Origin of the sequence: Hymenobacter chitinivorans DSM 11115 (assembly GCF_002797555.1) — a bacterium.
In the GTDB taxonomy this organism is placed as follows: Bacteria; Bacteroidota; Bacteroidia; order Cytophagales; family Hymenobacteraceae; genus Hymenobacter; species Hymenobacter chitinivorans.
This window is the reverse complement of sequence record NZ_PGFA01000001.1, coordinates 195312-215397: the sequence shown is the minus strand read 5'-3', so window position 1 is coordinate 215397 and position 20086 is coordinate 195312. Positions and strand designations below refer to the sequence as shown.

16 protein-coding genes are annotated in these 20086 nt (G+C 59.3%); 3 read left to right on the top strand and 13 right to left on the bottom strand.

Features of this window, described 5'->3' with window-relative positions; all coding sequences use genetic code 11:
* Positions 1-45: 45 nt before the first annotated feature.
* Positions 46-2685 (bottom strand): pectinesterase family protein, encoded by a 2640-nt coding sequence (locus CLV45_RS00790; protein ID WP_100334496.1) that lies wholly within the window; start codon positions 2683-2685, stop codon positions 46-48.
* A 355-nt stretch (positions 2686-3040) separates the two neighbouring features.
* On the opposite strand from CLV45_RS00790, the gene CLV45_RS00785 reads away from it, so the two are divergent.
* Positions 3041-4795: a T9SS type A sorting domain-containing protein gene (locus CLV45_RS00785; RefSeq protein WP_100334495.1), complete on the top strand. Its 1755-nt coding sequence runs from the start codon at positions 3041-3043 to the stop codon at positions 4793-4795.
* A gap of 74 nt (positions 4796-4869) precedes the next feature.
* On the opposite strand, the gene CLV45_RS00780 is transcribed toward CLV45_RS00785, so the two are convergent.
* Entirely contained in the window at positions 4870-5085 is a 216-nt protein-coding gene (locus CLV45_RS00780) for a hypothetical protein (RefSeq protein ID WP_100334494.1), read from the bottom strand.
* 234 nt (positions 5086-5319) lie between these two features.
* Between CLV45_RS00780 and CLV45_RS00775 the strand changes: the two genes are divergently transcribed.
* Positions 5320-6561 (top strand): aminotransferase class V-fold PLP-dependent enzyme, encoded by a 1242-nt coding sequence (locus CLV45_RS00775; RefSeq protein WP_100334493.1) that lies wholly within the window; start codon positions 5320-5322, stop codon positions 6559-6561.
* 192 nt (positions 6562-6753) lie between these two features.
* Positions 6754-7548: an oxygenase MpaB family protein gene (locus tag CLV45_RS00770; protein ID WP_100334492.1), complete on the top strand. Its 795-nt coding sequence runs from the start codon at positions 6754-6756 to the stop codon at positions 7546-7548.
* A 55-nt stretch (positions 7549-7603) separates the two neighbouring features.
* Here CLV45_RS00770 and CLV45_RS00765 read toward each other — a convergent pair whose 3' ends face one another.
* The 11 genes from CLV45_RS00765 to CLV45_RS00720 form a co-directional block, all read right to left on the bottom strand.
* Entirely contained in the window at positions 7604-8551 is a 948-nt protein-coding gene (locus CLV45_RS00765; RefSeq protein ID WP_100334491.1) for a Rossmann-fold NAD(P)-binding domain-containing protein, read from the bottom strand.
* 43 nt (positions 8552-8594) lie between these two features.
* Entirely contained in the window at positions 8595-9053 is a 459-nt protein-coding gene (locus tag CLV45_RS00760) for a DUF2947 family protein (protein WP_100334490.1), read from the bottom strand.
* Between the two features lie 129 nt (positions 9054-9182).
* Positions 9183-12413, bottom strand: coding sequence for a carbamoyl-phosphate synthase (glutamine-hydrolyzing) large subunit (gene carB, locus CLV45_RS00755; RefSeq protein WP_100334489.1), 3231 nt, complete (start codon positions 12411-12413; stop codon positions 9183-9185).
* Positions 12414-12471: 58 nt separating this feature from the next.
* Entirely contained in the window at positions 12472-13662 is a 1191-nt protein-coding gene (locus CLV45_RS00750) for an acyltransferase family protein (RefSeq protein ID WP_100334488.1), read from the bottom strand.
* 71 nt (positions 13663-13733) lie between these two features.
* A complete protein-coding gene (locus tag CLV45_RS00745) occupies positions 13734-14054 on the bottom strand; it encodes a DUF7677 family protein (protein ID WP_100334487.1) in 321 nt (106 codons plus the stop codon).
* A 6-nt stretch (positions 14055-14060) separates the two neighbouring features.
* Positions 14061-15146 carry a glutamine-hydrolyzing carbamoyl-phosphate synthase small subunit gene (gene carA, locus CLV45_RS00740; protein WP_100334486.1) on the bottom strand — a complete coding sequence of 362 codons (1086 nt, stop codon included), beginning with the start codon at positions 15144-15146 and terminating at the stop codon, positions 14061-14063.
* Between the two features lie 95 nt (positions 15147-15241).
* Positions 15242-15436: a hypothetical protein gene (locus CLV45_RS24755; protein ID WP_157807205.1), complete on the bottom strand. Its 195-nt coding sequence runs from the start codon at positions 15434-15436 to the stop codon at positions 15242-15244.
* A gap of 243 nt (positions 15437-15679) precedes the next feature.
* Positions 15680-16819, bottom strand: coding sequence for an aspartate aminotransferase family protein (locus CLV45_RS00735; RefSeq protein ID WP_100334485.1), 1140 nt, complete (start codon positions 16817-16819; stop codon positions 15680-15682).
* Complete coding sequence (gene argC, locus CLV45_RS00730) at positions 16819-17799, bottom strand: N-acetyl-gamma-glutamyl-phosphate reductase (protein ID WP_100334484.1); 981 nt, start codon at positions 17797-17799, stop codon at positions 16819-16821. Before argC ends, CLV45_RS00735 begins: the two co-directional genes overlap by 1 nt.
* Positions 17789-18979: an argininosuccinate synthase gene (gene argG / locus CLV45_RS00725; protein ID WP_100334483.1), complete on the bottom strand. Its 1191-nt coding sequence runs from the start codon at positions 18977-18979 to the stop codon at positions 17789-17791. Before argG ends, argC begins: the two co-directional genes overlap by 11 nt.
* Positions 18980-19133: 154 nt before the next feature.
* On the bottom strand, positions 19134-19712 hold the full coding sequence (locus tag CLV45_RS00720) for a GNAT family N-acetyltransferase (protein ID WP_100336913.1): 579 nt from the start codon (positions 19710-19712) through the stop codon (positions 19134-19136).
* Between the last annotated feature and the right edge of the window lie 374 nt (positions 19713-20086).

Below are 20086 nucleotides of genomic sequence, written 5' to 3'. Positions count from 1 at the left end.
CAAAACGGCCCCGGATTCTCTTCCGGGGCCGTTTTTTAGAGCTGGTTAATTTCGAACAAACTTGGTTGTCAGGCTCTCCGTGCCACTGCTGTAGCGCAGTAGATACGTGCCTTTGGCCAGGCCCTCGAGCTTGAGCGGGGTCTGTTCCACGCCGGGCTTGGGGCTGAAGGTGGCCACCGTACGCCCGTCGAACGAGTACACCGTAATCAGCGCGTCGGTGCCGGCCTTGGGGTGAGTCAGGGTCAGCTGCTGCTGGGCCGGGTTGGGATACACGGCCACGCCGGCGGCCAGGGTGGCGGCCGAGTGCGTGCCGGTGATGATGAGGGCCTCCCCTTTCACCTGCACGTCGCGCAGCAGGCCGTAGCGGCCCGCGCTGCCGCTGCCGCAGCTCCAGTACAGGCGCACGGTCAGGGTCTGGCCGTTTTCCAGGCGCACCCCGCTGGCGCCGGCCAGGGCCAGGCGGAAGTTCTGGTTGGTACCCGTGTTCTGGTTGTTGAGCACGATGGGCGTGGCAAAGCCGCCGTTGGCGGTGCTGTTCAACGCCCCGGCCGGACCGATGCCACCCGATACGTCGGTGGAGTCGGCGGTGGTGAAGCCGGTTTTGGAGAAGACCACGGCCAGCTTGGTGTTGCTGTTGGTGTTGTAGAAAGCCGACCACAGCAGCAGGGAGTCAACCCGCACGGCAACGCCCTGGGCCTTGATGGTAAACTGCTCGTAGAAGCGGCGGTTCAGGTTGCCGCCCGGGCCACCCACGGCCGTGCCCCACGAACCGTCACCATTGGCCGTGGCCCCGAAGGCCTGGCCGTAGCGCGAGGAGTAGGCCGTAATGCCGGCCACGGTGGTGCCGTTGGAAACGTAGAGGTTGCGCAGCGTGGGCGTGCTGGCCGCCACCCAGGGCGACCGAACGGCGGCGCTGTCCTGGGCGCTTACCCGCAACGACCACATCTGCAGACGCTGCGACACGGGCGCGTTGGTATTCACCTTGGTGCCGCTCACCGGCACCGATACCGAGCCCGCGCCGGGGCTGCTGTGCACGATGTTGCCGGCGAAAGTGCCGGTAGCAGTAGCGTTGAGCCGCACGCTGATGGGCGTATTCGGGATGGTGTTGTCGGTGGGCACCAGCACCAGCGGCGTGGTGGCGGTAAACCAGTTGATGCCGTTGTTGGGCGACACTTCGTAGCCCGCCGGGGGCGTTACGGTCAGGTTGCTGGTCAGGTTCACGGCCGACAGCTGGTAGGTGCGCACGGCCGAGGGGCCCGTGGCGTACTGGGCAAACGTGCCCAGACTGCCGGTGGTGGTGATGGTGGGCACGCGCGAAACTTCTACCGTGTCGGTGATTTGCGTGGCCAGACCCGACTTCGAAGCCCGGATGTAGTAGAAGTAGGCGGCGCCGGCGGCGGGCAGCGCGTCGGAGGTCTGGAAGTTGTAGGTCGTGTCGTTCGGCACCACGATGTCGGTACCGATTTTGGCGTAGCTGCCCTTGCGCGTAGTAGCGCGGAACACTTCAAATTTAGCCTGATTCACGGCCCAGGCCAGGTTCCAGGTGAAGGTGGCGGTGGTAGCGCCCTTGGTGCCGCGCAGGTTAGTTACGGCAATATCGGGGGTGAAGCTGGTGCACACGTTGGCCGCAACCGCGCAGGGGTTCCAGGTGCCAAACAGGTTGGCTACCGAGTACTGGGCCGTATCGGCCGGGGTCAGCTGCTTCGACCAGCTCACGCGCTGGCTCACGTTGATGGGGCGGCCGTCGAACTTGCGGCTGTTGTATTCGGCGTAGGTAATCAGGGCGGTGTTGGTGCCCGCGTCCCACACCTGCCAGCCTTCGGGCTTGATGATACCGGTAGCCATGGTGGTTTTCAGCCACACTACCTTGTTTTCGGCCAGCGGGGAGCTGCCCGTCGAGTTCTGCCAGGGGCGGCCCAGCACGTAGGAAGTCGTGCCGCGGTTGGCCGGAATGGTGCAGCTGCGGAACACGTAGCCGAAAGCCTGGCCGGGCTGGGTGTTGGCGGCGGTGATGTAGCTGCCGCTCAGGCCGTCCTGCCGGGTTTTGGCGTACACGATGCAGCGCTCAAACACGGCCCGGGAGCTGCCGAAGATGAAGTCCACGGTGCCGTCGATGTAACAGTCGCGGAAGTACTGGCGCAGGCCGTTGCCGTTGGCCAGCACCGTATCCTGCCCGCCCAGAAAGCGGCAGTTCTTGAACACGGCCCGGTCGGCATTCACGTTGATGGCCAGGGCCTGGGGCGCGTCGCCGGTGGTGTTTTCGAAGGTCAGATTCAGGGCCGAGAAGTCGGGGGCGTTAATCGTTACCGAGGCCGAGTTGGAGGTGCCAAACGTACCGCCGGCCGGGTTGGGCTTGCCCGAGTAGTCGTCGTAGGTCAGCACGGTATTGGCCACGCTCTGCCCGATGAGCTGCAGAAAGGGCTTGTTGCTGGGCACCGTGATTTTCTCTTTGTACTTGCCGTTCTTGATGTAGATGGTGTACACCGAAGTACGGGCCGTGGGGGCGGCATCAATGGCGGCCTGCACCGTTTTGAAGGTACCGGTGCCGTCCCAGGCTACCACGGCGTCGTAGGTCTGGGCCCGGGCGGCGCTGCTTACCAGGAAGGCGGCCAGTAAAAGGCATAACGCCACCCAGGAGCGGAAGGCCGGCGGCAAAGTGCCGGAGTGCGTACGAGTTAATTGCATCGGAACAGGGTTTGGTGGGAACAACTAGAGCTTAATAGTAAGGCTATTGCGTAGCACTTGCAGGCTGGGGCGCTGGCTTTATTTGCGCAAACGTTGTCGGGAACGTTGCCGGAGCTACCGGCTCACTCACCGATTTGCGCACGCGGGCGGCTTACCCGGAGTGAGTGCCCACCTACTGCCCGCCCTTGCGCCTGCCCCGGGCTGGCAACGTTCCCGGCAACGTTTGCACGAATAAAGTCCGAACGGGGTTCACCGGTCGGGCTCCGGATTGAGTAATATCAGCTTCTGATTCCCGCAATCCGTCGTGGGCGCGGCCTGGCCGGTCCCTCCTTCCCTTTTACTCAACAGAAGCTTTATGCTCCGGAAAACTACTCCGCAACGCCCCGCCTCCCGCTGGCGCGGCCTTTCCCTGATGCTCGTGCTGGCCGCCTCGGCTTCCCTGGCCCAGGCTCAGCTGATTTCCTTTCCCGGCGCCGAAGGAGCGGGCAAATTTACCAAGGGCGGCCGGGGCACGGCCACGGTGCCCACCACCGTGTTTGAGGTAACCTCCCTGGCCGACACCAACACGCCCGGGACCCTGCGCTACGCCATCAGCCAGGCCGCGGCTCACCGCACCATCGTGTTCCGGGTGTGCGGCACGATTCACCTCAACTCGGCCCTGAGCTTTAATAAGGCGAATACCACCATTGCCGGCCAGACCGCGCCCGGCGAAGGTATCTGCCTGGCCGACTACCCCGTTACCATCGGGGCCGACAACGTCATCGTGCGGTTTATGCGCTTCCGCATGGGCGACAAAAACCAGAACAAAGGCATGGTGGACGGGGCCGGGGCCGACGACGCGTTTGGCGGCACGGGCCGCAAAAACATCATCATCGACCACTGCACCATGAGCTGGAGCACCGATGAGGCTCTGAGCGTGTACCGCGGCGACAGTACCACGCTGCAGTGGAACCTGATGAGCGAGCCGCTCGATTACTCCTACCACTTCGAAGCCGGCGACACCGACTTTGAGCACCACGCCTACGGCGGCATCTGGGGCGGGCGCAATGCCTCCTTCCACCACAACCTGTTTGCCCACTGCAAGGGCCGCAATCCGCGCTTCGAAGGCAGCCGCAACCTGCCGCCCTACACCGCGGGTCAGGAAAACGGCGACTTCCGCAACAACGTCATCTACAACTGGGGCTCCTACAGCACCAACGGCGGCGAGGGCGGCAACTACAACGTAGTGAACAACTACTATAAGTACGGCCCGAGCACCAACACGAACAACTCATCCGGCGTGCCAATACGGTCCATGATTATGAACCCGAGCAAGCAGACGTCTTCGCCAGTGCTCCCCTACCCCAAGGTGTACATGACGGGCAACTACGTGGATGGCTACCCCACCGTCACGAACCGCAACTGGCTGGGCGTGGTCATGGCCAGCGGGGCGCGCACCGACACGGCCCAGTCCAAAGTCACTACGCCGTTCAACATCCTGCCCATGCCCACGCAGTCGGCCCAGGATGCCTACAACGCGGTGCTGGCCAACGTGGGCGCCGTGCTGCCCGCCCGCGACACGCTCGACCAGCGCATTATCCGCAACGTGCAGGAGCGCAAAGGCCGCCTCATCGACGTGCAAGGCGGCTACGCTCACGGTACGGCCTACAGCATTTCCCAGAGCGCCTGGCCGGTGCTCACCTGCGGCCCCGCCCCGGCCGACACCGACCACGACGGCATGACCGACGTATTTGAGCTGGCCAACGGCCTGAACCCGAATGACCCTACGGACCGCAGCCTGCGCGGCCCCAATGGCTACACCATGCTGGAGAATTACCTCAACGGCATTGCCAGCGTGGTGATGGGCAGTGAAGATGCCAAGGCGGTGAAGGTCGGCCTGGACGTGTATCCCAACCCGGCCGGTGAGCAGCTGACCGTAACCCACCCCGTAGCCGGGACGGGCGCCATTGTGAGCGTGTTCAACGTGGAAGGCCAGCAAGTAGCTCGGTTTGCGGCCACGCCCGGCTCCCAGCAAACGGCCGTAGCGGCCAGCAAGCTGGCCAGCGGCATCTACCTGGTGCGCTACCAGGATGCCAAGACCCAGCTCACCACCAAGTTTGTGAAGCAGTAAAAGGCGCACTTAATTACTGTAAAAGCCCGCCGGATACGTTTCGGCGGGCTTTTTTAGTTTCTGAACCCAGCTCGTTAGTCTTCCATGGCCGCGCCTTCGGCCTGGGTGGCCAGCCAGCGTAGGGTGTCCTCCACGTCGTAGGGGTTGCCCTGGCGCACGGAGCGGATGGCGGCCCGCTTCCAGTTGAGCAAGTCTTCGGGTTTGCGGCGCCGGTTCTGGAGTCGTTCGGGGTGGGCCAGCAGCCACTGCTCGACCAGCGTACGGGCCTGTTTTTCAGCCTGATTTTCCATGACAGTAGAAAGTAAGGTGGATATTAAATATAGCTTATTTACTGTCCGATTTCAAGAGGTGGCCGCACTCCGCCCGGGGTTTCTTTTCTTGGGGCCCCTCACCGGTAATCTGAATTTTTACGCACCGGTTTTTCCGTATTTACCGGCTTAACGCCCCGGAATGGCAGTGCGTATCAGGGAAAGGCATCGACGGAATGTACCCGTCTGTTGCGTTTGCCAGTTCCCGCCTGCCTTATGATCAACCAGCCAAATTCCACTTACTCGTCCACGCTCATTCAGGACTGGAATGCCGTCCGGGCCCAGTTCAACCTCACCTCCGACTACCTCCACCTCGGCGCCTCGCAGTTTATAGCCTCCCACCCGCAGCCCGTGCGCGAGGCCATTGCCCACTACCGCCGCCTGCTCGACGAAAACCCGGTGCTCTGTACCCAGGAGCTGGAAAACGCCGAAATGCAGAAGGTGCGCCAAGCTGCCGCCCGCTACCTGCGCCTCGAGGAGCCCGACAATATTGCCATGACCGACAGCACCACCATGGGGCTGGGCACCATCTATTCGGGCCTGAATCTGCAGCCCGGCCAGGAAGTACTGACCACCGTGCACGACCATTACTCCCAGCATGAGGCCATCCGGCTGGCTACCCGCCGCTCGGGCGGCAGCTACCGCAAAATTGCCCTCTATAAGCGTGTCAACCACGTGACGACCGACGAAATGGTCGACAACCTGCTGCGGGAAGTGCGACCCAATACCCGCGTGGTGGGCATCACCTGGGTACACTCCAGCACCGGCCTGAAAACTCCGGTAACCCAGATTGCCCAGGCCCTGGCCGAGCTGAACCGCCACCGCGACGAGGCGGACCGGGTGCTGCTGCTCGTCGACGGGGTGCACGGCTTCGGCATCGAGCAAGAAACGTTTCCGGACCTGGGCTGCGACTTTTTCATTGCCGGCTGCCACAAGTGGCTCTACGGTCCGCGGGGTACCGGGCTGGTGGCAGCCACCCGCGCGGCCTGGCAAACCGTGTCGCCCGTCATTCCTACCTTCACCGACGCCATGGACATCATCACGGAAGAAGCCGAGCGCCCCGACCACGTGGACGGCAAACAGATGACGCCGGGCGGCTTCCATTCCCTGGAGTACCGGTGGGCGCTGCGGGCGGCATTTGAGTTTATGGAAAGCCTGGGTCGGGAACAGGTCTGCCAGCGCGTGCACGCACTCAACCGGCAGTGCAAAGAAGGCTTGGCCGCCATGCCCCACGTGACGCTGCACACCCCGCTGGCCGATGAGCTGTCGGCGGGCATTACTTCCTTCGAGGTGCGCGGCTACAATACCGACGAAGTTGTGGAGCAGCTCAAGACTCGCAAAATTATTGCAACCAAAGCTCCCTACCAGGATTTCCAGTACGCCCGCTTCACCCCCGGCATTATCAACACCGAGCAGGAAATAGACCGGGCTCTGGCCGCCGTGCACGCCTTGGCCTGAGCTGGTCGTTTATTTGAGGTTCCGAAAAAACCACAACCCGTTTATCCATACGGGAGGCGCTCCACAGCATATGGAATAACTACATACTTTGAATTACAAAGTACTTTTGTATCTTTGCCATATCCTTAGTCCAAGCTCCGGGAATCATCCGGCGGCCTTGGTGTTGAGTTCATTATCTTCTGTATAGCCATCATGCCACAGCATCCGGATTATTTTGTGGCCCCGGGCTCGGTCGTGCGGACCATCTGGGGCAAAGCCGATACGGTCCTGTTCATTTTTGCCGGGGCCGCCGCCGAGTTTGCCCTCAACAAAGCCGTGGACTGGCTCTACTTCACCGGCCGCCTGCCCGCCGACCCACTGGCCCGCCTGTTTTCCACCGTGGAGTATGCCCGCCAGATTGTCTTTGCCGAGCGGGCCGCCGCCGAGCAGGCCATTGACACCATCACCGCCATTCACGCCGCCGTGGAAGCCAAGCGTGGTATGGCCATTCCGGCCTGGGCTTACCGCGACGTGCTCTTCATGCTCGTCGACTACTCCATCCGGGCTTTCGAAGCCTTGGAACGCCCCATGAGCCGCACCGAGCAGGCCGAAGTATTCGAGGTTTTTACCCGCGTGGGTCAGCGCATGGGCATTCCGGGGCTGCCGACTTCGTACGCGCAGTGGCTCCCAGACCGCGCCCAACATCTGACCGACCACCTCGAGTACAGCCGCTTCACCGCCGACCTCTACCAGCAGTACGCCCGCCATCTGGGCCCGATTCGCTACCAATTGCTGCTGCAGGCCCAGCGGGTAGTGGTGCCGCGCCCGGTGCGCCGGCTGCTGCGCCTGGGTCGGCTGGCCTGGTTACGGCCGGTGCTGCTCATCTACCGCTACGCCCAGCATCTGGCCATCAGCAAGTGGGCCCGCACCAGCCTGCTCCCCGATGATTACAAGGAGAAAATCCTGGGCCTGGACGTGGTACCTCCCACGCTTGCCGTAGCGCATTAAACAACGAAAAGGCCGCTCCTCTCGGAACGGCCTTTTCGTTTTAATCCAGGTCTTTTTACAGGCTCAGCAGCTCGTGCAGCACGGTTTGCATGGAAAAAACCCGGTTGCCGGCTTCCTGAATAATCAACGAGTTGGGCGAGTCCAGGATGGCGTCGGACACTTCCACGTTGCGGCGCACGGGCAGGCAGTGCAGGAACTTCGCGTCGTTGGTACCGGCCATATGCTCGGGCGTGAGCATCCAGCTGGGGTCGTTGCTGAGAACCTGGCCGTAATCTTTGTAGCTGCTCCAGTTCTTGGCCTGCACGAAGTCGGCGCCTTCGAGGGCTTTCTTCTGGTCGTATTCGATACGGGCACCCTTGGTGAATTGGGGGTCCAGCTCGTAGCCCTCGGGGTGGGTGATGACGAAGTCAATCCAGTCGATTTCCGAAAACCAGTCGCAGAACGAGTTGGGCACGCACTGGGGCAGAGCGCGCACGTGCGGGGCCCAGGTCAGCACTACTTTCACCCGCTCCTTCTGCTTGGTTTCGGCCACCGTAATCAGGTCGGCAAACGACTGCAACGGGTGCAGCGTGGCGCTTTCCAGGCTGATAACCGGTACCGTGGCGTACTGCATGATCTTGCGGAACACGACTTCCTGGTAGTCCTCGTCGCGGTCCTTGAGCGTGGGAAAGGTGCGCACACCCAGCACGTCGCAGTACTGGCTCATCACGGCAATGGCATCTTTGATGTGCTCCTGGGTGCCGCCGTTCATTACGGCGCCGTCGGCCATTTCCAACGTCCAGGAGTCGGCCCCGGCGTTGAGCACCCAGGCCTGCGCGCCCAGGTTATACGCCGCCTTGACGGAGCTCAAGCGAGTACGTAAGCTGGGATTGAAGAAAATCAGGCCGACGGTTTTGTTGCGGCCCACGTGCTGGTAGCCAAACGGGTCAGCTTTGATTTCCAGGGCCTTATTGAGCAAAACCCGGTAGTCGTCGACGTCGGCGAAAGAGGTGAAATTTTTCATGTGGGGTGGTGTGGTGTAAAAATCTCAGAGAATTGGCTTACGTCTAAGCAATTTCAACCATTACAGCAATACCAATAGGATAGAATAGTATTGCGCAATTCTGATTCACTGAGTTGATTACAATAGGGCAATCATCGTCGCATTCTATGAAGTAGCGCCAATGCTTTTTAAATGACTGCCACGTAGACTGAATCACAAAGTGTTTACTTATACAAAAGAAAATAGTATCCGTTTCACTCCAAGTGGTCGAGCAGTCAGAGACTTCTTCAAAGCCCGTGTTATTACTATCATTGAAAGCTTGAAGCCAATCACCTATGACTTTTGGCTTTGAACTTACAAGCCAATTCTTGTCAGATAATTGAAAATAAGAATTAGCCTCGTCGTCAATATGTGTTTTCCATATTTCAAAAGCATCTTCTTTATCAAGAAGGAATATTCCTTTTGAATCTATACCTCGAAATGCTTCCGCAAAAACCGAATGGCATACAGGAACGATGCTCATATTGACGATTGTGATTCGCGTTTACTTACAAGCTTCTAGGCATAATTGAGAAGCTACAGGCTAAAAATGAAAGAACGTCATGCTTCGACAAGCTCAGCATGACGTTCATTTTAGTCCTCATTCTGCCGATTACATTGCCTTATACTCGTTCCAGCTCTTGATTTTCAGATCCTTCAGCTCCAGCTTGCAGAAGGCCTGGATAAACGCCTTGGCCAGCCGCGCGTTGGTGAGCAGCGGGATGCCGAAATCCACGGCGGTGCGGCGGATTTTGTAGTCGTTGTCCAGCTCACCCTTCGAGAGGTTCTTCGGGATGTTGATGACCAGATCGATTTTCTTCTCCTTGAGGTAGGTCAGCACGTTGGGCTCCACCATTTCATCGGGCCAGAAGAGCTGGCTGCTGGGGATGCTGTTTTCGGCGAAGAACCGGTGCGTGCCCTGGGTGGCGTAAATCTGGTAGCCCTTGCGCACGAGCAGCTCCACGGCCGACAGCAAGGCCACTTTCGACTTAATCGGGCCGCCGGAAATCAGTACCGTTTTCTGGGGAATCTTGTAGCCCACGCTCAGCATCGACTTTAGCAGAGCTTCCTCGGCCGTGTCGCCGAGGCAGCCGACTTCGCCGGTGCTCACCATGTCCACGCGCATTACCGGGTCGGCGCCGGGCAGGCGGGTGAAGGAGAACTGCGGGGCCTTGACGCCCACGAAGGGCAAATCGTAGACCCGCTCACTCTCGTCGCGCTCTACTTTCTTGCCCAGCAGCACCTGCGTGGCTTTCTGAATCAGGTTGCGGCCCGATACTTTCGACACGAAGGGGAAGCTGCGTGAGGCGCGGATGTTGCACTCGATGACGCGGATTTCGCCGCCCTTTTCCAGGAACTGAATGTTGAACGGCCCGCTGATTTCGTAGCGCCGGGCAATCTTCTCGGCAATGATTTTGAGCTTGCGCACGGTGCGCACGTACACCTTCTGGGGTGGGTAGTACATGGTGGCGTCGCCGGAGTGTACGCCGGCAAACTCCACGTGCTCAGAAATGGCGTAGCTCACGATTTCGCCCTTGTCGGCCACCGCGTCGAGCTCAATTTCCTTGGCATCCTGAATAAACTCGGACACCACCACCGGATACTCCGCGCTAACCTCCTTGGCCGTTTGCAGGAAGTTGTCCAGCTCGAAGGTGTTCGATACCACGTTCATGGCCGCGCCCGACAGCACGTACGAGGGCCGAATCAGCACCGGGAAGCCGACTTCCTGCACGAACTGGTGCATGGCTTCCAGCGAGGTCAGCTCCTTCCAGCGGGGCTGGGCAATGCCGAGCTCGTCCATGATGCTGCTGAACTTGTGGCGGTTTTCGGCCTGGTCAATCATGGCCGCCGTAGTACCCAGAATCGGCGCTTGGGCTTCTTCCAGACGCATAGCCAGGTTGTTGGGAATCTGGCCGCCGGTGCTCAGAATCACGCCCTGGGGCTGCTCGAAGTCCAGAATGTCCATCACCCGCTCGAAGCTCAGCTCCTCGAAGTACAGCCGGTCCGAGACGTCGTAGTCGGTCGAAACGGTTTCGGGGTTGTAGTTGATGATGATGGTTTTGTAGCCTTCCGCCGCGGCCGTTTGCACGGCATTCACCCCGCACCAGTCGAACTCCACGGAAGAGCCGATGCGGTACACGCCCGAGCCCAGCACCACGATGGACTTGCTGGTTTCCTGGGCCAGGTCGTTTTCGGTGCCGTGGTAGGTGCTGTAGAGGTAGTTGGTTTTGGCCGGGAATTCGGCGGCCAGCGTGTCAATCTGCTTGATGACCGGCAGCACGCCCAGGGCTTTGCGGCGGGCCCGCACCAGCAGCTCGTCGGCCTTCACGTCGCCTTCGCCGAGCAGCTTGACGGCAATCTGCTGATCCGAGAAACCGGCTTTCTTGGCTTCGCGCAGCAGGGTCGTTTCCAGTCCGTCGAGGCCGGTGGCGCGACCTTCGGCCAGCTGGTTGCCGAGCTGGAAAATGGTCATCAGGCGCTGCAAAAACCAGTGGTCAATCTTGGTCAGATCGTGCACCTGGTCGAGGGTGTAGCCGGCCTCAAAGGCCAGGTTGATGGCGAAGATGCGCTCCTCGTTCGGCTCGCTCAGCAGCTTGTCGATGGTGGCGTTATCGACCTGCTCGGGCTTGTTGGCCACGAAGCCGCGCTTGCCGGTATCCAGCATGCGCAGGCCCTTCTGAATGGCTTCCTCGAAGGATTTGCCGATGGCCATGACCTCGCCCACGCTCTTCATGGCCGAGCCAATCTGCCGGTTTACGCCCTCAAACTTGCCCAAGTCCCAGCGCGGCAGCTTTACCACCACGTAGTCCAGGGCCGGCTCGAAGAAGGCCGAAGTCGTCTGGGTCACGCTGTTTTTCAGCTCCGACAGCGAGTAGCCCAAACTCAGCTTGGCCGCCACAAACGCCAGCGGATAGCCCGTCGCCTTGGAAGCCAGGGCCGAGGAGCGCGACAAACGAGCATTCACCTCAATCACGCGGTAGTCTTCCGACACGGGGTCGAGGGCGTACTGAATGTTGCACTCGCCCACGATGCCCAGGTGGCGGATGGTCTTGATGCCGATGCTGCGCAGCTTGTGGTACTCACGGTTGCTCAAGGTCTGCGACGGGGCCACCACAATGCTTTCTCCGGTGTGAATGCCGATGGGGTCGAAGTTTTCCATGTTGCAGACCGTGATGCAGTTGTCATACTGGTCGCGCACCACTTCGTACTCCACTTCCTTCCACCCTTTCAGCGACTCTTCCACCAGAATCTGGTCGGAAGTCGTGAAGGATTTCTGGGCCAGGGTCCGCAGCTCGTCCATGTTGTTGGCAAAGCCGCTGCCCAAGCCGCCCAGCGCAAACGCCGCCCGCACGATAATCGGGAAACCGATTTTCTCAGCCGCGGCCAGCGCGTCTTCCATGGTCGTCACGGCCACGCTGCGGGCCGACAGCACGCCAATCTGCTCGAGCTTTTCCTTGAAAATGTCCCGGTCCTCGGTGTCGATGATGCTTTGCACGGGCGTGCCGAGCACCTTCACGTTGTACTTCTCAAACACCCCGGCGCGGTACAGAGCCACGGCGCAGTTCAGGGCCGTCTGGCCGCCAAACGCCACCAGAATACCGTCGGGCTTTTCCTTCTTGATGACTTCCTCCACGAAGAAGGGCGTCACGGGCAGGAAGTACACGTCGTCGGCAATGTTGTCCGACGTCTGCACGGTGGCAATGTTGGGGTTGATGAGGATGGTGCGGATGCCTTCCTCTTTGAGGGCCTTGAGGGCCTGGGAGCCGGAATAATCGAACTCACCGGCCTCCCCAATCTTGAGCGCGCCGGAACCGAGGATGAGAACTTTGTTGGGTTTGTTCATTCTAAGAGGTGAAGAATCAGCAAATGTTGAGTTGCAACGAAGCCGGTGAGCTTGCGCCCTACTGGCATACCAGAGGTCTAGCAAGGTTTTCCCGGTGCTCCAGCTGCGCAATCAATCTTTTGCCCAATTGCTGGAAGGGAGTTTCAATGAAGCGAAACAGCAGGTGCGCCACACCGGCACTGACGAGTAACCCGGTAGCGAAACGGATTAAAAGATTGGCCATCGACGAACTAGGGCCGGTCGCAGGAATGAGGCTGAACACACCCAGCTTGTTTAAGAAGGTGAATACGGCAAAATGGGCCAGGTATAAGCTGAAGCTTATCTTGCCGATATAGGTGGTAAGCGGGTTTACGAAAAAGGAGTATTCCCGCTGGTGCAGGGCCAGGGCCAGCAACAGGAAAGCAACGCTAAAAAGCCAGTGGGCCGGCGCAGGCAGGCTATGCCCGAGCAGAAGCCATTGGCTACGATGCGCGTCACCGAAAAAGCTCATCAGCACGATCAGCACCGCCAATAAACCCAGGCTGCAGGCTAGTAGCGTACCTGGCCGTGGTAGTGGCTTGTTTTCCTTGACCACATAATAAAAGACAATACCAAGGCTGAAGACGGGTAACTGGTTGGGGAAATACCCAAACAGCCAGTCGTCGTACACGAGTTTCGACGCTTCATCATGGATGCTTATCACCGGGTGCTGGCGCAGCAGGTAGCTCAGCACCATACTGGCACCCAGACTGATACCACACAGCCACACGGCACTACGCAGGCTCTTTATCCAACGAAAAAGCAGGGGCGCCACGGCGTAAAAGGTCATTTCAACGGTTATCGACCAGCCCCCGGGCACCAGACTATTAATCGTATAGGGATGAGCCCCATTGATGAACAGTACCGTTACCAAAACCGAGCGCAGACTGGCCCAGGAGTAACTGTACGTGAGCACATAAAACAGGATGCCCAGGTAGAAAAGCGGCGCAATGCGGAAGAAGCGGCGAATGAAGAAGTTGAGCGTAGGGTATTTTTCCTTTCGTTGACGGACGCCCATGCTCAAAAACAAGGTGAATGCACTGACGACGAAGAACAGTTGAACACCCCGTGCTCCGGACAAGCAAAATGAGACGAAGTCCGACCTTAAAAACTGCTCCTGAGCGCCGAAATACAGGACGTGTACCCATACTACTGCCAGAATTGCCCAGCCCCGCAACGCGTCTATATAGGCGAGCTTTATGGGTTGAGCGGGCAAGGGAATTTCGGTCATGGAAGGCGCAGAAAGAGAATCAGGTTGGTTAGAACTTTGTGCGGAGCGCAACGAGGCATCTTTTGTTTTGCCTAGATTTTGTCCTGCAGACTAGGTGGCTCGTGCAACTCCAGTTCCCAGTCCTGATATGGCGGTTCAACCGTAAAGGCTGGGTCACAATAAGAGCGGAGGTAATCAGCTGCTCGTTTCTGAGCGTGCTGTGCATTTACTACCTGACCATTCTCATCCAACTCGATTACGTTGGCAAAAATGGCGTATGCCTGCTCTATTGCACTTGGCTCCTCACCATACAGTTCGAGGTACTTAACTCCTTCCAGCATATAGTGCGAACCGCTTGCCATGAAGTAAGTAAAGGTTCTGAGGGCCCCGCTGAAAGAGTTGCCAAGCTTCATCTTATTCTACTTGGCTGCCTTATACTCTGCCACGGCCTTCAAAAAATCGTCGAACAAGTACTCGGTATCCTCGGGGCCGCCGGCGGCTTCGGGGTGAAACTGGGTCGAGAAGAACGGCTTGGTCTTGTGGCGGATACCTTCGCAGGTGCCGTCGTTGAGGTTCTCAAACAGCATTTCCCACTCGGCCGGCAGCGTGTCGGTATCGACGGCGAAGCCGTGGTTCTGGCTGGTGATGTAGCTGCGCTTGGTGCCCGAAAGCAGCACCGGCTGGTTGTGGCTGCGGTGGCCGTACTTGAGCTTAAACGTGTCGCCGCCCGCGGCCAGGCCCATGAGCTGGGAGCCCAGGCAAATACCGAAGATGGGCTTGTCCTGCCCCAGCGCGGTTTGCAGATGCTGGATGGTTGGCTCGCACATCTTCGGGTCGCCGGGGCCGTTGCTCAGGAACAGGCCGTCGTAGTCGAGGGTAGTGAAGTCGTAGTCCCAGGGCACGCGGATCAGCTCCACGTCGCGCTGGAGGAAACAGCGGATGATGTTGGTCTTGGTACCGCAGTCGACGAGCACGATTTTGTGCTGGCCGCTGCCGTAGTGCTGCACCTCGGTGGGGCTCACCTGGGCCACCAGGTTGTCCTGGTTGGGGTCGTGCAGGGCCACGTCGTCCTCGGCCACGATTTTGCCCAGCATGGCGCCTTTCTCCCGCAGGATTTTGGTCAGCATGCGGGTATCCACACCGAAGATGCCGGGGATATTGTACTCCTTGAGCCAGTCGCCGAGGCTTTTGGCGGCGTTCCAGTGGCTGTGCTCCTCGGAGTAGTAGTTCACCACCAGGCCGGCAATGTGAATCTTGTCCGACTCGAAGATCTTCGAAATCGACTCGTACAGCTCCTCGCCGGGCACCCCGTAGTTGCCCACCATCGGGTAGGTCAGCACCAGAATCTGGCCGGCGAAGGACGGGTCGGTGAGGTTTTCGGGGTAGCCGGTCATGGCCGTGCTAAACACCACCTCGCCCGCGGCCGAAGTGAAGGCCCCAAAAGAAGTACCCTCGATTTCGGTGCCGTCTTCGAGAATGAGTTTTACCGATTTAGCGTTTTCCACTCTGTTATGCGAAAAAAGGTTTACTCTATTGTTGATTTTCTGCAGTGTTCAGGCACGCCACTTCCTTACTCGTCAATTGGGATGGGGCAGGTGCGCTATTTATCCCGATCCATGCTGATCGGAATCTTGCCATCGAAGGCAATGCGGCGAGTCGTCGAGCCCTTAGGTCGGGCGTTTTGCGGGGGCGAGGCGTAGCCGCCACCATCTTTTGCAGCCGCCACGATACTTTTTCGGCTGGAACAGGACCGTAAATCAGGGGTCTGTTCCAGCCGAAGCAGGATGGTAGCCAAACGGGGGCGAAAGAGGGTAAATCAATCTGCCCCGCGCAATACCGCTTCCGGATGTCAGGCATCGGGAAGTCTGGCGGGCACGACTGCTGAAGGGAATAGGTGGTGGCTGCTCTTTCACGGAAAGAACCGGCCGGTGGCTGCGCAACAGTGGCCAATGGCAGCGTGCAGCTAATCAGAAGGGGAGCCTGGCTCTTGAACCTCGTCGTGCTACTCATTGGGGCTGCAAGTTAGACCACAAGTCGCTTACTTTCTTACCTCGGCCGGAATAATTGCGTACAGAGCCTCCAAAAACCGGTCGACTTCGGCCTTGGTGATGTTCAGCGGGGGCAGCAGACGGAGCACCGTCGGGTCGGAGGCGTTGCCCACGAAGATGTGGTACTCGCTCAGCAGCTTGTCGCGCACGTCCTTGATGGGGAAATCGTACTTGATACCGACCATCAGCCCCCGGCCGCGAATTTCCTCGGCTCCGGCGTTGGCCTCGAGTTCCTGCCGTAGGTAAGCGCCCAGCTCGGCGGCGTGGCTGAGCAGGTTTTCCTGCTCAATAACTTCCAGTACGGCCAGGGCGGCGGCGCAGGCCAGGTGGTTACCGCCGAAGGTGGTGCCCAGCAAGCCATACGAAGCCTTCAGCCCGGGTGAAATCAGAATACCGCCGATAGGAAAGCCGTTGCCCATGCCTTTGGCGACGGAAATAACGTCGGGCTGAATACCGGCGTGCTGGTGGGCGAAGAACTTGCCGCTGCGGCCGTAGCCGCTCTGCACTTCGTCGGCAATGAGCAGGGCGCCGTACTGCTTGCAGAGCGCGGCCAGGCCTTGCAGGAATTCGTCGGAAGGCATGATGATGCCGCCCACGCCCTGGATGGGCTCGATGATGGCCGCGCACACATCCCCGCCCTGCAGTACCTGTTCCACAGCAGCCAGGTCGTATTCCACGAAGGAAATGGCGTGGTCAGCGTTGAAGGGCGCGACAATCTTGGGGTTATCGGTAGCAGCTACGGCACCCGAGGTGCGGCCGTGAAAAGCGCCTTTAAAGGCAATAACCCGCTTTTTACCGGTGTGGAACGAGGCCAGCTTCAAGGCGTTTTCGTTGGCTTCGGCCCCCGAGTTGCACAGAAACAGCGAGTAGTCTTCGTAGCCCGACACGCGGCCCAGCTTCTCGGCCAGCTGCTGCTGAATCGGAATCTGCACCGAGTTGGAGTAAAAGCCGATGTTCTGCAGCTGCTCAGTGAGGCGCTGCACGTAGTGCGGGTGGCTGTGGCCGATGGAAATAACGGCGTGGCCGCCGTAGAAATCCAGGTACTCCTGGCCCTTGTCGTCCCAGAGTTTCGCTCCCAGCGCCTTAACCGGCGTGATGTTGACGAGCGGATAAACGTTGAAAAGCTCCATTAGAAAAGCACCGATTTGAGGTTGAGCCCTGTCGTTTCCGGCAGGCCAAAAAGCAGATTCATATTCTGGACGGCCTGACCCGAAGCGCCCTTCACCAGGTTGTCGATAACCGAGGTGATGAGCAGCTGCTTGCCAAGCTTCTGCACGTGCAGCAGGCACTTGTTGGTATTGACTACCTGTTTCAAGTGAATTTCCTTGTCCGACACCGTGGTAAACGGGGCATCGGCGTAGAATTTCTGGTACAGTTCCCGGGCCTCGTCCTGGGTCAAGTCCGAGGGCGTGTAGACGCTGGCGAAGATGCCCCGGGCGAAGTTGCCACGGTAGGGCACGAAGTAGATTTCCCCGCCGGGCTGGCTTTGCAGCTGAGCCAGGCTCTCCCCTATTTCGCCGAGGTGCTGGTGGGTGAAAGGCTTGTAGATGGACACGTTGTTGGTGCGCCACGAGAAGTGCACCGTCTCCGACAAGCTTTGCCCCGCGCCCGTGGAGCCGGTAATGGCCGATACGTGCACGTCCTCGGTCAGCTTGCCGGCCTGGGCCAGCGGCAGCAAGGCCAGCTGAATGGCGGTGGCAAAGCAGCCGGGGTTGGCAATGCTCTGGGCCTGCTGAATCCGGCCCTTGTTGAGCTCGGGCAAGCCGTAGACAAACTCCCGGTCGGCAAACTCGGCGTCGGCCTCCAGGCGGAAGTCGTTGCTCAGGTCGATGACGTGGGTCGTGTCGGGCAGGGTGTTTTTCTCCAGCCAGGCCTTGGAATTGCCGTGCCCCAGGCACAGAAACACCACGTCCTCGTCGCCAGCCAGCTCGGCGGCAAATACCAGGTCGGTGTCGCCCACCAAGTCGTCGTGCACTTGGTGCACGGGGTTGCCCGCGTTGGACGAGCTGACGATGCCGCCCAGCTCCACAAACTCGTGGTGGAGCAGGATGCGGATGAGCTCCCCGGCCGTGTAGCCGGCGCCGCCCACGATGCCCGCCTTAATTTTCATCGTTGAAAGAGGAGTGAATGCGCAGCTGGTTGCTGAAAATCTTGATAAAGCCCTTGGCGTCGCGGCCGTCCCAGGCGTCGTTTTCCTCGCCGTAAGTCGCCACTTTGGAGCGCATCATGTCGTACTTCGACTCGATGCCCTGCAGCTCAAACTGGTAGGGTTTCAGCGTCACGAACACCTTGCCCGACACCCGCTCCTGCGAGGAGGTCAGCAGGGCTTCGAAGTCGCGCATCACCGGGTCCAGGTACTGGGCTTCGTGCAGCAGCGTGCCGTACCAGTTGGCCACATAGTCCTTGTGCAGCAGCTGCCAGCGCGAGGAAGTATGCTTTTCCAGCAAGTGGTGAGCTTTCAAGAGAATCAGCGGGGCCGGCGCCTCGAAGCCCACGCGGCCCTTGATACCCAGAATCGTGTCGCCCACGTGGGTGTCGCGGCCAATGGCGTAGGTGCCAGCCAGCTCGTTCAGGGCCTGAATCAAGGCCACCGGGTTCATGGTTTCGCCGTTCAGGGCCACCGGCTCACCTTTCTCGAAGGTAATTTCGATGCTCGTAGGCTCCGTTGCGCTGATCTGCGTGGGATACGCCGACTCGGGCAGCGCCTGGTTGGAAGTCAGCGTTTCGACGCCGCCGACGCTGGTGCCCCAGATACCTTTGTTGATGGAGTATTTGGCTTTTTCCCAGCTCATCTCAAAGCCGTGCTGGTTGAGAAAGTCAATTTCGGCCTGGCGCGAAAGTTTCAGGTCACGGATGGGCGTGATAATTTCCGTGTTGGGGGCAATAACCGAGAAAGCCACGTCGAAACGCACTTGGTCGTTGCCGGCGCCGGTGCTGCCGTGGGCAATGTAGTCGGCCTTATGCTCGCGGGCGTATTCGGCCAAGGCCAGACTCTGGAACATCCGCTCGGCACTGACGCTCAGCGGGTAGGTGTCATTCTTGAGAATGTTGCCAAAGATAAGGTAGCGCAAACAGTCCTGGTAGAATCGCTGGGTTACGTCGATGACCTCGTGCTTGGTCGAACCCAGCTCGTAGGCCCGCTTCTCGATGGCCGCCAGCTCCTCGTCGGAGAAGCCGCCGGAGTTGACGATAACCGTGTGAACTTCCAGACCCAGTTCGCGGGTCAGGTATACCACGCAGTAGGACGTATCCAAGCCGCCGCTGTACGCTAAAACTACCTTCTTTTTCATGTATTAGTGAGTGTATTAGAACGTCAGTTGAACGTTACCAGAACGTCATCCCGAGCTTACCGAGGAATCTTGCGTGCTGAGGTGAGAGTACTACTCCAACGTCAGCAGGCGAGATGTCTCCCGCTGGTCGACATGACCAACGATTTTGCTTTTTCTACCCTTGACTTAGAATCTCAATCGTTTCTTGGCCAATCTTGCCGTACTGGTCTTCGAGCTTGTCGTAGACCATGCCGGTGCAGAGGCACATTTTGCGCTGGTTTTCCTGCAGAATCGGGTAGTTTTTGCAGCCCATGCAGCCTTTCCAGAAATCGTCGCTCTGGGTCAGCTCGGTAAAGGTCACGGGACGGTAGCCCAGCTCGGTGTTGATCTTCATGACCGGCCCGCTGGTGGTAATACCGAAGATTTTGGCGCTGGGGTATTTGGTGCGCGAAAGCTCGAACACGCGGTGCTTGATGGAGCGGCCCAGGCCCTCCTTGCGCAGCTCGGTGTTGACGATCAGACCGGAGTTGACAACAAACTTGTTGTCCTCAAAGGTTTCGATGTAGCAGAAGCCCGCCAGGACGTTGTCGTCGGAGAAGGCAATGATGGCATCACCCCGTTCCATCTTCTTTTTCAGATAGTTAGGGTCGCGCTTAGCAATACCAACACCGCGCGTTCTGGCAGATTCCTCATACCACTGACAAAGGGTTTCCACGTACTGCGCATCGGCAGCATTGGCGACTCGTAACAGCATGGTCAAAGCTCGGTTAGTTGCCTTCTTATACGGCAGCAGACTCGGAAAGACGAAAGAAAATGGGGAAGCGCAACGGGTGGACGAGGCTGCGCGACTCCCGGCGGCGGTGCCGGAAGCAAGGGAAAACCCGGAAGAGAGCGGGCCAGCGGATCAGGCTGTAAGAGCAGAGGATTCCGGCGCAGGGGCCGGCAAAAGTCACTCGAACTAGGGGATTACACTCGGACTAAGGTCAGTTATTCGTAAGTTTTCTCTTCAGTGGGGCTACTACTTTGGAAACCCCGCGCCGGTTTGGGAGATGTGGGCCGGCGAATTATTGCAGCCAGCAGTTATGCTGGCATAATTCGCACGACCATAATGGGTCGTCGCAGAAGCGC